The sequence below is a fragment of the Mycobacterium sp. ABE4_509 genome (genome assembly GCF_056160785.1).
In genome coordinates this window covers 1-12,620 of the sequence record NZ_JBSWXU010000151.1, presented here as the reverse complement: position 1 = coordinate 12,620, position 12,620 = coordinate 1, and the positions used below count along the sequence as shown (strand labels likewise).

The window sequence follows — 12,620 nt, the reverse complement described above, 5'->3', positions numbered from 1 at the left end:
GGCCCGCGCCGCCGAAGCCGCCGGCGACGACGACGGTCCGGGCGGACACCCCGCCCGCTAGAGCACCTCGGGGCTGCGCCAGCGCCGGGCCAGCGCATCCTCCACCGACAGCGCGAGCTGCTCGAGACTCTCGCGTTCGGCGGGGTCGAAGTCCTGTCCGGCCACGGTGCGCCGCATCCGCGCCAACTGGCTGGTGACGGCCTGCTCGTGCACGCTGCCGGCACACCACGCCAGATCGCGCAGCAGCCGGGTCAGCGCCGCCAGCACCGCGGCGTCCTCGACGCCGTAGTGCCGTGGCTGGGTGACGGCCTCGTCGAGCAGATCCGCCAGCTCCGGCCCCTGGACCACCACCCGCGCGACGCCGTCGTCGTCGCGGTGCACCGCGTGGCCCAGCCGGCGGTCGGCCAGCCTGCACAACAGGGCCGACAGGTGCCCGATGCCGTGCACCGCCGTCGTCGGGTCGTTGATCCCCGGCGACAGCGCCTTGACCACCACGTCGGTGAGCTGGCGCACCGCGTAGCCGATGTCCTGCACCGGGGTGCGTTCGTCGCCGATGTGGATGACCTTGGCCACGCAGCCGCGCAGGTCGTCGATCGCGTCGTCGTCCAGCCCGCCCCCGGTACCGGCCCACAGCATGGCCACCGGCGTGCCGGCCACCAGCCAGTCGCCGGGCTTGCGGTTCAGCGCCACCACCGCCCCGGCCCGGGACGCGGCCTCGACCAGGGGTTGCTGGTTGATCCCGGTCAGAAAGCCGGTACTCGGGGCACCCACCGGGTGGGCCCCGGCCGGCGGTGACGGCGCCGACTCCACCTGGGCGGACTCGTCCATCTGCTCGAGGCTGGTCTCGGCGTTGCGCAGGGCTTCGCCGAGCACCGACCCCAGCAGCGTCTCCACCCGGATCTGGCGCACCAGATGCGCCAGGAACAGCACCAGCGCGAGCACGCTGATCACCGCGAGCAGATAGCCGACGGTCACCGAGATCTGCGGCACGAACACCGTGCCGCCGTTGTCGCTGTCGCGCACCGTGCGCAACACGGTCAGCGTGTAGGCGAACGTCGCCACGAACAACCCGAGGGTGCGCTGGACGAACTTGTCCTGCGCGAAGGTGCGCAGCAGCCGCGGCGAGAACTGCCCGCTGGCCAGCTGCAGCGTCACCAGCGTCAGCGAGAACGTCAGCGAGGTCACCGTCATCACCGACGCCGCGATCGCGGCCAGCACCTCCCGGGCGGCGGCCGGGCCGCCGCCGAAGATCCAGCGCGACACCTCCGCGGGCAGGGCGCCGTCGAGTGCACCGTCGAGCTCGGGCAGCAGCAGCCCCGCGGCGATCGCCAGGACGACCGCCATCGCCGGCACCGGCCACAGCCGGCTGCGGATCGCGTCGAGCATCCAGGCTCTGCGGCGGTTGACCGCCGTCCAGAAGGCCACGTCCACCACCTCCGCGTGATAGTCGGTGTCGCCACCGCCGCGTCCCCGAGGCTACCCACTGGTAGCAATCGGTCGCGCAATGTTGGCATTCTGGTAACCCGCCAGCGTGTGCGGATCAGCGCTCCGTACGATGGCCGTCGTATCGATCCGATCAGAGAAGCCGAGGGCAGCCCGTGAGCCACGAGTGGACTGACAACCGCAAGAACCTGATGTTGTTCTCGGGCCGCGCGCACCCCGAACTGGCCGAGCAGGTCGCCAAGGAGCTCGACGTCCCGGTCACCGCGCAGACGGCGCGCGACTTCGCCAACGGCGAGATCTTCGTCCGCTTCGACGAGTCCGTCCGCGGCTGCGACGCATTCGTGCTGCAGAGCCACCCCTGGCCACTGAACCAGTGGCTGATGGAGCAGCTGCTCATGATCGACGCGCTCAAACGGGGCAGCGCCAAGCGGATCACCGCGATCCTGCCGTTCTACCCCTACGCCCGCCAGGACAAGAAACACCGCGGCCGCGAACCCATCTCGGCGCGCCTGGTGGCCGACCTGCTCAAGACCGCGGGCGTCGACCGCATCGTCACCGTCGATCTGCACACCGACCAGATCCAGGGCTTCTTCGACGGGCCCGTCGACCACATGCGCGCGCAGAAGTTGCTGACCGGCTACATCGCCGAGAACTACGCCGGCCACGACATGGTGGTCGTCTCCCCCGACTCCGGCCGGGTGCGGGTGGCCGAGAAGTGGGCCGACTCCCTGGGCGGGGTGCCGCTGGCCTTCATCCACAAGACCCGCGACCCGCTGGTGCCCAACCAGGTCAAGTCCAACCGCGTCGTCGGTGACGTCGCCGGCAAGACGTGCATCCTCACCGACGACATGATCGACACCGGCGGCACCATCGCCGGTGCGGTGCGGCTGCTCAAGGAGGACGGCGCCGCCGACGTCGTCATCGCGGCGACCCACGGTGTGCTGTCGGACCCGGCACCCGAGCGGCTGGCCGGCTGCGGTGCCCGCGAGGTCATCGTCACCAACACGCTGCCGATCAGCGAGGAGAAGGTGTTCCCGCAGCTGACGGTGCTCTCGATCGCCCCGCTGCTGGCCAACACGATCCGCGCGGTCTTCGACAACGGCTCGGTCACGGGGCTTTTCGACGGATCGGCCTGACCTGCGATGACCCAACCGCGCATCTACCACAACCCCAGGTGCTCGACGTCACGCAAGACCCTGGAATTGTTGCGCGACAACGGCATCGAGCCCGAGGTGGTGCTCTATCTGAAGACACCGCCGTCGCGCGCCGAGCTGGCCGAGTTGATCAGCGCGGCCGGCGTCGACGTGCGCACCGCGGTCCGCAAACGCGAGTCGCTCTACACCGAGCTCGGGTTGGCCGACGCGACCGACGACGAGCTGCTCGACGCGATGGCCGAGCACCCGATCCTGATCGAACGGCCGTTCGTCGTCACGGCCAAGGGCACCCGGCTGGCACGTCCCCTCGACGCGGTCCGCGAGATTCTGTGACCGCTCGGCCGGTACTGGCCGCGGCGCTGGCGGCGGTGCTGGCCTGCGGCTGCACCACCGAGGCGCCCGACTACCAGTCGGTGTGGTCGACCCCGAGTTCGGCGCCGGCCCCCGAACCGGAGTCGACCGCCACGCAGGCCGCGCAGGTCCCGTTGTCGCAGTTCCTCGAGGAGATCGGCGTCGTCGGTCAGCCGGTGGCCCCGGACAAGCTGGCCGACCTGACCGTGTCGATGCCGACCCCGGCGGGCTGGGAGCCCTACCGGGACGCCAGTCTCGCGCCCGGCACCCGGATGATCGCCAAGGGCGACACCTACCCCACCGCGATGCTGATGGTGTTCGAGCTCGACGGCGAGTTCGACGCCGCCACGGCGTTGCGGCACGCCGACGTCGACGCCGAGATGTCGGAGAACTTCCGCCGGCTCGGCTCGTCGGACGACGATTTCAACGGGTTCCCGTCATCGGTGATCGAGGGCAGCTACGACCTCGCCGGTTCGCGTATGCACACCTACAACCGGGTGGTCATCGCCACCGGCGCACCGCCGCAACGGCAGCGCTACCTGGTCCAGTTCACCGTCACCGGCTACGCCGACAAGGCCGCCGAAGAGGCACCCGACATCGAGGCGATCATCGACGGGTTCACCGTCGAGGTGCCCGGCGGGGCGACCGCTCCCCGGTAGGGCCACCGCCCGACCTTTCGCCACCTTTCGCCGAAATGGCATTCCAGCAGCCGCGCACTCGCACTTTCGCTGCTGGAATGCCGTTTCGGCCGGCTTAACCTGCGCGCACTAGGGTGAGGGCCATGTCTGACTGGACCGCGGCCGACCTGCCCTCCTTCGCCGGGCGCACCGTCGTCGTCACCGGGGCCAACAGCGGCCTGGGGCTGGTCGCAGCCCGTGAGCTGGCCCGCGTCGGCGCCCGGACGATCCTTGCGGTGCGCAACGTCGACAAGGGTGCAGCCGCAGCGGCCGAGATGACCGGTGAGGTCCAGGTGCGCCGGCTCGATCTGCAGGACCTGTCCTCGATCCGGGAGTTCGCCGAAGGCTTCACGTTGTCCGGTGACCGCATCGACGTGCTGGTCAACAACGCCGGAATCATGGCGGTGCCCTACGCGCTGACCGCCGACGGATTCGAAAGCCAGGTCGGCACCAACCATCTGGGCCACTTCGCACTGACCAACCTGCTGCTGCCCGTCATCACCGAACGGGTGGTCACCGTGTCGTCGATGATGCACCTGTTCGGCTACGTCAGCCTGACCGACCTGAACTGGAAGTCGCGCCCCTATCTGGCCTGGCCCGCCTACGGGCAGTCCAAGCTGGCCAACCTGATGTTCACCAGCGAGCTGCAGCGCCGCCTGGACGCGGCCGGGTCCAAGGTCCGCGCGCTGGCCGCACACCCCGGATACTCGGCGACGAACCTGCAGGGCAACACCGGCAGCCCGCAGGGCGCGCGGTTCTGGGACACCGCCAACGGCCTGCTGGCCACCGACGCCGACTTCGGTGCCCGCCAGACCCTCTACGCGGTGGCCAACGACCTGCCCGGCGACAGCTTCGTCGGGCCGCGGTTCGGGATGCGCGGGCCGACCGGGCCGAGCCTGCGCAGCCCGCTGGCGCGCAACCAGGCGAAGAGCCAGGCGCTGTGGACCCTGTCCGAGCAGCTCACGGCCACCGAATTTCCGCTCTGAGCGCTGCTTGCGCTACCCTGGCTGGCGCGTCACGGCGAGGGTGGCCTGCTTGACAGGGCCGCCGTTATCGACGGGATATCGCTCATCGTCTCTCGGTGTGCCCCCCTGGCCGTGCCCCACCACGACAGCTGTTGAGCACAGGAGAAAATCATGGCGACGAACAATCTGACCGCTGCGGTCCGCACCGAGACCGGCAAGGGCGCCTCCCGGCGCGCTCGCCGCGAGGGCCGCGTGCCCGTCGTGCTGTACGGCCACGGCACCGAGCCGCGCCACCTCGAGCTCAACGGCCACGCGTTCGCGGCCGTGCTGCGCAATGCCGGCACCAACGCGCTGCTGACCCTCGACATCGACGGCAGTGAGCAGCTCGCCCTCCCCAAGGCGCTCGACATCCACCCGATCCACCGCACCATCACCCACGCCGACCTGATCGTGGTGCGCCGCGGCGAGAAGGTGACCGTCGAGGTCAACGTCGTCGTGGAGGGCGACGCCGCGCCGGGCACCCTGGTCACCCAGGACGCCAACACCATCGAGATCGAGGCCGACCCCACCTCCATCCCCCAGCAGTTCACCGTTTCGGTCGAGGACGCCGAGGAAGGCACCCAGATCACCGCCGGCGACATCGAGCTGCCCGCGGGTGTTTCGCTGGTCTCCGAGCCCGACATGCTGGTGGTCAACGTCGTCGAGGCGCCGAGCGAGGAAGAGCTCGAGGCCGAGGGCGCCGGTGAGGAAGGCGAAGCTGCTCCGGCGGCCGACGAGGAGCCGGCCGAGGATTCGGCATCCGACTCCGAATAACCCGGCGGGAACGGACGCCGCAGATGGCCGACCCACTGCTGGTGGTCGGCCTGGGCAATCCCGGGCCGAACTACGCCAAGACCCGGCACAACGTCGGGTCCATGGTGGCCGACATCCTGGCCGACCGCCTCGGCGATACGTTCAAGGTGCACAAGAAGTCCGGCGCCGAAGTGGCCACCGGGCGGCTCGCGGGCCGCTCGGTGGTGCTGGCGAAGCCACGGGTGTACATGAACGAGTCGGGACGCCAGGTCGGCCCGCTGGCCAAGTTCTACTCGGTGTCCCCGGCCGACGTGGTGGTCATCCACGACGAACTCGACATCGACTTCGGCCGGATCCGGCTCAAGCGCGGCGGCGGCGAAGGCGGCCACAACGGGCTGCGTTCGGTGGCCGCGGCGTTGGGCACCAAGGAATTCCAGCGGGTGCGCATCGGCATCGGCCGTCCGCCCGGCCGCCAGGATCCGGCCGCCTACGTGCTCCAGCCGTTCTCCTCGACCGAGCGCCCCGAGGTGCCGACCATCTGCGAGCAAGCCGCCGACGCGGCCGAGCTGTTGATCGCCGATGGTCTCGAACCCGCTCAGAACACCGTGCACGCCTGGGGTTAGCGGATACCCAGGCCGCTGTCCACGATCTTGACCTGCTTGTTCGGGTAGCGCTTCTGGGCGTGTGCCTTCGCCTCGGAATCCGGTAACACGTAGAGGGTTTCGACCTTGTCCTGCAGCGGCTTGAGAACCAGGTCCATGAACCCCTTGCGGTCGTCCAGATACGGTTCGATGACCTCCTCCCCGGCCGGGCAGACGGCCATGCAGTAGGCGGCCTTGTAGTTCGCCTTGAACGACAGGCTCTGCCACATCGACGCGTTCTCCGAATCGCTCACACGGGAACGGAATTCGGTGGCGTCGGCACTGTCGGCGATGGTCTGCGCCCAGTCGGTGAAGCCGCCCATGAACTCGCGGTAGTTGTGTACCGAACAGGCCATGAAGTCGAAATCGCCGTTCTTCTTGATCGCGCCGACTGGGCATGCCGCGACGCACAGCTTGCATTCCAGGCACGGGTTGTAGTCCAGTGGGGCGCCGTAGCCGCTGATCGGGCTGGCCACCAGAACGGTGCCGAGCAGGATGAAGTTACCGAACCGCGGATGGATGACGTTGCGGTGGATACCGATCGCGCCCAGTCCGGCGGCCACCGCGACGGGCTTGTGCGCGACCACCCAGATGCGCCCCGGAAAACGGTTCATCTCCATCGGGAACGTTGCCGACGGGTTGACCACCCGATGCCCGGCATTCTGCAGCGCCCGGGTGATCCGGTGCGCAGCCTCGTTCATGATCTCACCGCTGCGGTGGAACTCCTGGTTGGCGACGCTGCGCGCAGTGGACCGCACGTTGTCGCGGTTCATCTTCACCACCAGCGAGATGTAGCTGACCGCACCGGGCAGCGCGGCCTCGACGTACTCCTTCTCCGAGGCCAGCGCCGGGTCGGCGACCGCGGCGAAGCCGACGTCGTCGGCGCCGGCGTCCAGGCACAGCTGACGCAGCCAGTCCGCGTCGAGGGGCGCCGGCTCCTGTGGCGGCCGAGACCGCACGGCCCGCACGGTGGGATGTTCGGCCAGGCGGGACGGCAGCCGCTGCTGGTGCCGGGGTTGCGTGTGCGACATGACTCTGAGTATAGCGGACAATACCCAGAGTGGACACCGCGATGCCAGCATTCGGCATGAAGTGGGATTACAAGGCCCAACTCGACAAGCTGGAGAAGCTTCCCGAAACCCGTTGAGGCTGCGCTGTTGACGGGAAAGCGCGGGCACGGGCCGCCGTCGGCGCCAACGAAGGGTCAGTCCGAGGTACGGCGCCGGTAGGCGTACAGCGCGAACGGGGCGAACACCGCCGTCAGCGCCAGCGACCACAGCACCGTCGCCAGCACCGGATAGTGCAGCGGCAGCTGCGCACTCGCCGGCGCCGGCCCGCCGTTGCCCCACAACTCGCGCATCGCCTGCGCCAACGACGACACCGGATTCCACTCCGCGATCACCCGCAGCCAGTGCGGCATCGGCTCGGTCGGCACGAAGGTGTTGGCCAGGAACGTGATCGGGAACAGCGCGGTGAACATCACCCCGTTGACCGCCTCGACACTGCGCAACACCGACCCGACCAGAATCCCGAGCCAGATCATCCCGAACCCGAACAGCAGCAACAGCCCGAACGCCAGCACCGCCTCTCCTGCGCTGTTGCGGATGCGCCAGCCGATCGCCAGGCCGGTCAACGCCATCACCACGACACCCAGCGAAGAGTGGATGACGCTGGCGATGCTGCGCCCGATGAGCACCGATGACCGCGAGATGGGAAGCGCGCGGAACCGGTCGATGATGCCCTTCTCCACATCGGCGGTGATGCCGGAGGCCACCACGAACGCGGAGAACACGATGGTCTGCGCCTGGATGCCGGGCAGCAGGAACTCCCGGTAGGACGCACCGCCGGTGTTGGTGATCGACGCCCCGAAGACGAACGCGAACAACAACACGAACATGATCGGCTGCGCGGTGACGTCACTGAGCATCTCCGGCATCCGCTTGGTGTGGATCATGTTGCGTTTGACCATGATCCACGACTGCTGCGCCAGGTTGGTGCGCCGGGTCGGCACCGGCCGGGGCATCATCGGCGCCTGCCGCGTGGTCTCCAGTGCGGTCATGCGCCGATCTCCTCGGTGTCGTCGGTGCGGTGCCCGGTCAGCGTCAGGAACACGTCGTCGAGGCTGGGCCGGGACAGGCCGATGTCGTCGACACCGATGTCACTGTCCCGCAGCCGGCCCGCCACCCGGATCATGTCGTCGAGGCCGTCGGCGGCGGCGGTGAGCCGGCGGGCACCATGGTCGACGAACACCTCGGCCCCCGCAGAACCCACCAGGGCCTGCGCGGCCACCAGGTCAGCCGGGTCGGAGACCGTCACCACCAGGCTGGCCCGGCCCGCCTGCTGCTTGAGCTGCATCGGCGAGCCCTGGGCGATGATGTGCCCGCGGTCGATCACCACGATGTCGTCGGCGAGTTGATCGGCCTCTTCGAGGTACTGCGTGGTCAACAACAGCGTGGTGCCCTGCGCGACGAGGGTGCGCAGCACGTCCCACAGCTCACTGCGGCTGCGCGGATCCAGGCCGGTGGTCGGCTCGTCGAGGAACAGCACCGGCGGCGAAGCCAACAGGCTGACCGCGAGGTCGAGGCGCCGGCGCATCCCGCCGGAGTAGGACCGCACCACCCGGTCGGCGGCGTCGGTGAGCGAGAACTGGTCCAGCAGCTGCTCGCCGAGACGGTTCAGGTCACGACGCCGGATGCCGTAGAGGCCGCCGATCATCCGGATGTTCTCCCGGCCGGTGAGCAACTCGTCGACGGTGGCGGCCTGCCCGGTCAGGCCCATGTGGCGGCGCACCTCGTCGGGCTGGGTCCGCACGTCGTAACCGGCCACCCGGGCGGTGCCGGAGGTGGGTTCGGACAGCGTCGTCATCATCCGCACCGTCGTGGTCTTGCCCGCACCGTTGGGTCCGAGCAGCCCCAGCACGGTGCCCGGCGCCACGGAGAAGCTCACCCCGTCGACGGCGGTGTGCTCACCGAACCGCTTGACCAGGTCGACGGCTTCGATCGCCCATTCCTCGGTGGCCCACTGCATGGCGTCGACGGTATCGGCGAGACCCGACATCCGCCCATCGGTTTTCCCCGCCCGGCGGCGTTGCACCCGCCGCCACCGGGTACCCCGACCAGCGTGGACGCGCAGTGGTTCAGCGCACCGGAGCACTGGCTGGCCAGGGAGGTCGTGCAGCGCGGCATCGGCGCGATCTATCTGATCGCCTTCGTCGCCGCAGCCCGCCAGTTCCGCGCGCTCATCGGGGAGCAGGGCATGCTGCCGGTCCCCCGCTTCGTCGAACGGGTGCCGTTTCGGGCCGCGCCGAGTGTGTTCGCGCTGCACTACACCGACCGGTTCTTCGCCGCGCTGTGCTGGCTGGGGGCCGCGATCGCCGCCGGGGTGGTCGCCGGGCTGACGAACCTGGTGCCGCTGTGGGCCGCGGTGGCGACCTGGCTGCTGATGTGGGCGCTCTACCTGTCGATCGTCAACGTCGGTCAACGCTGGTACGGCTTCGGGTGGGAGTCGCTGCTGCTGGAGGCCGGCTTCGTCGCGGCGTTCCTGGGCAACGACGACATCGCACCCCCGGCGCCGGCGCTGTGGCTGGTGTTGTGGCTGGTGTTCCGGGTGGAGTTCGGCGCCGGGCTGATCAAGCTGCGCGGCGACCCGTGCTGGCGCGACCTGTCCTGTCTGGACTACCACCACGAGACCCAGCCGATGCCCGGCCCGCTGAGCTGGTTCTTCCACCACCTGCCCAAGCCGCTGCACCGCGTCGAGGTCGCCGGCAACCACGTCGCCCAGCTGGTGGTGCCGTTCGCGTTGTTCGCCCCGCAGCCCGTCGCCGGCATCGCCGCCGCGGTCGTCATCGTCACCCAACTCTGGCTTGTGGCGTCCGGGAACTTCGCGTGGCTGAACTGGCTGACGATCGTGCTGGCGTTCAGCGCGCTCGATCATTCGGCGTTCGCCGCGGTGCTGCCGGTGCCCGATCCCCCACCGCTGGCTGCGCCGCCGTTGTGGTTCGCCGCGCTGGTCGGCGCCGCGACGGTGCTGACGGTGCTGCTCAGCTACTGGCCGGTGCGCAACATGCTCGGCCACCGCCAGCGGATGAACGCCTCGTTCAACGCATTGCACCTGGTCAACACCTACGGCGCGTTCGGCAGCATCGGCCGGGTGCGCCACGAGATCATCCTCGAGGGCACCGCCGACGAGCCCGGCCCCGACGCGGTCTGGAAGGAATACGGCTTCAAGGGCAAGCCCGGTGATCCGCACCGGCTGCCCCGCCAGTGGGCGCCCTACCATCTGCGGCTGGACTGGATGATGTGGTTCGCCGCGATCTCACCGAGCTTCGCGCGGGACTGGTTCCGGCCGCTGGTGACACGGCTGCTGCACAACGACGCGGCGACACTGCGGCTGCTGGGCCACAATCCGTTCCCCGAGGCACCGCCGCGCGCCGTGCGCGCCCGGCTCTACGAGTACCGCTTCACCACGTGGCGCGAACTGCGGCAGGACAGAACCTGGTGGCACCGCACGTTCCTGGCCGAATACCTGCGCCCGGTCAGGGACGACTCAGCAACGACTAGGTGACCAGCGACACCGACGTGGAGCGGCGCAGCTTGCCCGACGACGTCTTCGGGATGCTGCCCGGCCCGAGCACGACCACGTTGCGGGGACGCACGTCCACCTCGGCGACGACCTCATGGGCGACCTGGTGCTCGATACGGCGCACCTCGACCGGGTCCTCCCACGCATTGGACTCCACGGCCACCGCGAACGTCTCCCGGGAATGCCCGGCGTCGAGGCGCACCGCGACCGCGCACCCGGGACGCACACCGTCCACCCGGCTCGCGGCACGCTCGATGTCGGTGGGATAGATGTTGCGGCCGGCCATGATGATGACGTCCTTGACGCGGCCGCACACCACCACGTTGCCGTCTTCGGTCATGTAGCCCAGGTCGCCGGTGTCATACCAGCCGTGTTCGTCCTGGGCCGGGATGAAGCCGCCCATGGTCATGTAGCCGGGCGTCACGCACTCGCCGCGCAGCTCGATCACCCCGACCCCGCGGGCCGGCATGACCTCACCGTTGTCGTCGATGACACGGGCCTCGAGGTCCGTCAGCAGCGGGCCGAGCTCGGCCAGCCGCTTGGTGTGACCCTTGGTCGCCGGCACCGCGCGGCGCAGCGCGGCGAGCAGATCGGCGTCCACCTCGTCGACGACCAGACCCGCCCCACACGGCGAGAACGACACCGCCAGCGTGGTCTCGGCCATGCCGTAGGCCGGCAGGATCGCGTCCGGGCGCAGCCCGAACGGCTTACCCGCGTCGAGCAGGTCCTCCACGTCGGCGGGCTCGACCGGCTCGGCGCCCGACAGCGCGAAACGCAGCGTGGACAGGTCGTACTCGCCGGGCTTGGCCTGCCGGCGCAGCCGCTTGGCGAACAGCGCGTAGGCGAAGTTCGGCGCCGCGGTCATGGTGCCCTTGTACTTGTCGATCAGCTTCGCCCACAGCAGGGTGTCACGCAGGAAGTCCATCGGCGTGACCTTGACCAGCTCGGCGCCGAAATACATCGGGATGGTCAGGAAGCCGACCATGCCCATGTCGTGGAAGCACGGCAGCCAGCTCACCATGACGTCGGTGTCGACGTCGTACTCGGCGCCGATGAACATCGCCTCGGCGTTCGAGCAGATGTTGCGGTGGGTGATCTGCACCGCCTTGGGAGATCCGGTCGAACCCGACGTCAGCTGCATCAGCGCCAGATCGTCCTCACCGACCTCGATGGGGTCGATCGGGTCGGAGGCCAGCAGGTCGTCGACCGTCAGAACGGTGATGCCCTTATCCTCCAGCACCGGGATCGCCACCAGGAACGGCTCGGCGACCACGACGGCCTTGGCCTCGATCATCCCGATGACGTTCATCGTGTCCTCGGCCCACACCGCCAGGTCGGTCCGCGGGGTCGGCTGGTGCAGCATCGTCAGGCTGGCACCGCGCATCCACAGCCCCTGGGCGGTCGGGGCGATCTCGACGGGGTAGCCCGCAAGCACCCCGACGGCGTCCCCGAGCCCCACACCGGCCGCGGCGAGCCCGCCGGCGATACACCGGGAACGCTCATGCACCTCGGCCCAGGTGTGCCGGACCGGCTCGTGCGGCTCACCGGTGACCATGCCACGGTTGCTGGTGCGAGCATTGCGATACATCTTCTCGGTGAATCTGCTCACGACGACCTCCTCGCCGACATCTGCCCCTGCGCACATGCCCTTTTGCCATGCTCCGCCTGAAGCGAAGCCCTGTCGCGGAGGCGCGCGCACATCTGGGGAGCGGTTGTGTCTCGAATCGGTGATGTCTGGTTGGCCGGCACAGATCCGACGACGGATCCAGCCCAGCACCCACCGAGCGTCATCTCGGCGGGGAGACTTCCTGCGTCCACTGCTCGACCGCTAGCTCTCACCGCCGATCATCTTAAGCAACTCTTAAGTAGCTGCCAAACGGATGCGGGAGATGAGGCACGAGTCACACTCTTTCGTGACCCCGGCTATACGTCAGCTCGCGGCCGACGGCGTGGGCACCACCCGGGCGCCCTGCACCGGGCCGCTGGCCACCCGCACCGTGCGGCACACCCCGGCGC

The 12,620-nt window shown here is 69.3% G+C and carries 12 protein-coding genes; 7 read left to right on the top strand and 5 right to left on the bottom strand.

What is annotated here, in order from left to right; translation table 11 throughout:
- Window positions 1-57 precede the first annotated feature (57 nt).
- Window positions 58-1,434, bottom strand: coding sequence for a DUF2254 domain-containing protein (locus ACXAID_RS23580; RefSeq protein ID WP_475024605.1), 1,377 nt, complete (start codon window positions 1,432-1,434; stop codon window positions 58-60).
- Window positions 1,435-1,598: 164 nt separating this feature from the next.
- On the opposite strand from ACXAID_RS23580, the gene ACXAID_RS23575 reads away from it, so the two are divergent.
- The 6 genes from ACXAID_RS23575 to pth all read left to right on the top strand — a co-directional run bounded on the left by ACXAID_RS23575 (window position 1,599) and on the right by pth (window position 6,005).
- On the top strand, window positions 1,599-2,579 hold the full coding sequence (locus tag ACXAID_RS23575) for a ribose-phosphate diphosphokinase (protein WP_421458900.1): 981 nt from the start codon (window positions 1,599-1,601) through the stop codon (window positions 2,577-2,579).
- Between the two features lie 6 nt (window positions 2,580-2,585).
- Window positions 2,586-2,930 carry an arsenate reductase (glutaredoxin) gene (gene arsC, locus ACXAID_RS23570; protein WP_421458898.1) on the top strand — a complete coding sequence of 115 codons (345 nt, stop codon included), beginning with the start codon at window positions 2,586-2,588 and terminating at the stop codon, window positions 2,928-2,930.
- Window positions 2,927-3,607 (top strand): LpqN/LpqT family lipoprotein, encoded by a 681-nt coding sequence (locus ACXAID_RS23565; protein ID WP_475024604.1) that lies wholly within the window; start codon window positions 2,927-2,929, stop codon window positions 3,605-3,607. The genes arsC and ACXAID_RS23565 overlap by 4 nt, the downstream gene beginning before the upstream one ends.
- A 122-nt stretch (window positions 3,608-3,729) precedes the next feature.
- Window positions 3,730-4,611 (top strand): oxidoreductase, encoded by an 882-nt coding sequence (locus tag ACXAID_RS23560; protein ID WP_475024603.1) that lies wholly within the window; start codon window positions 3,730-3,732, stop codon window positions 4,609-4,611.
- A gap of 150 nt (window positions 4,612-4,761) precedes the next feature.
- Window positions 4,762-5,403 carry a 50S ribosomal protein L25/general stress protein Ctc gene (locus tag ACXAID_RS23555; protein WP_475024602.1) on the top strand — a complete coding sequence of 214 codons (642 nt, stop codon included), beginning with the start codon at window positions 4,762-4,764 and terminating at the stop codon, window positions 5,401-5,403.
- 23 nt (window positions 5,404-5,426) lie between these two features.
- Window positions 5,427-6,005, top strand: a complete 579-nt coding sequence (gene pth / locus ACXAID_RS23550; RefSeq protein ID WP_475024601.1) for an aminoacyl-tRNA hydrolase — start codon at window positions 5,427-5,429, stop codon at window positions 6,003-6,005.
- Here pth and ACXAID_RS23545 read toward each other — a convergent pair.
- The 3 genes from ACXAID_RS23545 to ACXAID_RS23535 form a co-directional block, all read right to left on the bottom strand.
- Entirely contained in the window at window positions 6,002-7,054 is a 1,053-nt protein-coding gene (locus tag ACXAID_RS23545; RefSeq protein WP_475024600.1) for a 4Fe-4S binding protein, read from the bottom strand. The two genes, pth and ACXAID_RS23545, sit on opposite strands and share 4 nt — an antisense overlap.
- Before the next feature lie 173 nt (window positions 7,055-7,227).
- Window positions 7,228-8,082 carry an ABC transporter permease gene (locus tag ACXAID_RS23540; RefSeq protein ID WP_475024599.1) on the bottom strand — a complete coding sequence of 285 codons (855 nt, stop codon included), beginning with the start codon at window positions 8,080-8,082 and terminating at the stop codon, window positions 7,228-7,230.
- Window positions 8,079-9,080, bottom strand: a complete 1,002-nt coding sequence (locus tag ACXAID_RS23535; protein WP_475024598.1) for an ATP-binding cassette domain-containing protein — start codon at window positions 9,078-9,080, stop codon at window positions 8,079-8,081. The genes ACXAID_RS23540 and ACXAID_RS23535 overlap by 4 nt, the downstream gene beginning before the upstream one ends.
- Before the next feature lie 63 nt (window positions 9,081-9,143).
- On the opposite strand from ACXAID_RS23535, the gene ACXAID_RS23530 reads away from it, so the two are divergent.
- Complete coding sequence (locus tag ACXAID_RS23530) at window positions 9,144-10,586, top strand: lipase maturation factor family protein (protein ID WP_475024597.1); 1,443 nt, start codon at window positions 9,144-9,146, stop codon at window positions 10,584-10,586.
- Here the strand turns inward: ACXAID_RS23530 and ACXAID_RS23525 are convergent.
- The gene (locus ACXAID_RS23525) at window positions 10,579-12,213 is read right to left on the bottom strand and encodes a fatty acyl-AMP ligase (protein ID WP_475024596.1); all 1,635 of its coding nucleotides are present in this window, start codon (window positions 12,211-12,213) and stop codon (window positions 10,579-10,581) included. The two genes, ACXAID_RS23530 and ACXAID_RS23525, sit on opposite strands and share 8 nt — an antisense overlap.
- Window positions 12,214-12,620: the final 407 nt, after the last annotated feature.

What these genes read in the sequence shown, in the direction of transcription:
- arsC (WP_421458898.1), top strand. Translation starts at nt 2,586, where the DNA reads ATGACCCAACCGCGCATCTACCACAACCCCAGGTGCTCGACGTCACGC.
- ACXAID_RS23540 (WP_475024599.1), bottom strand. Translation starts at nt 8,082, where the DNA reads ATGACCGCACTGGAGACCACGCGGCAGGCGCCGATGATGCCCCGGCCG.
- ACXAID_RS23545 (WP_475024600.1), bottom strand. Translation starts at nt 7,054, where the DNA reads ATGTCGCACACGCAACCCCGGCACCAGCAGCGGCTGCCGTCCCGCCTG.
- ACXAID_RS23535 (WP_475024598.1), bottom strand. Translation starts at nt 9,080, where the DNA reads ATGTCGGGTCTCGCCGATACCGTCGACGCCATGCAGTGGGCCACCGAG.
- ACXAID_RS23555 (WP_475024602.1), top strand. Translation starts at nt 4,762, where the DNA reads ATGGCGACGAACAATCTGACCGCTGCGGTCCGCACCGAGACCGGCAAG.
- ACXAID_RS23560 (WP_475024603.1), top strand. Translation starts at nt 3,730, where the DNA reads ATGTCTGACTGGACCGCGGCCGACCTGCCCTCCTTCGCCGGGCGCACC.
- pth (WP_475024601.1), top strand. Translation starts at nt 5,427, where the DNA reads ATGGCCGACCCACTGCTGGTGGTCGGCCTGGGCAATCCCGGGCCGAAC.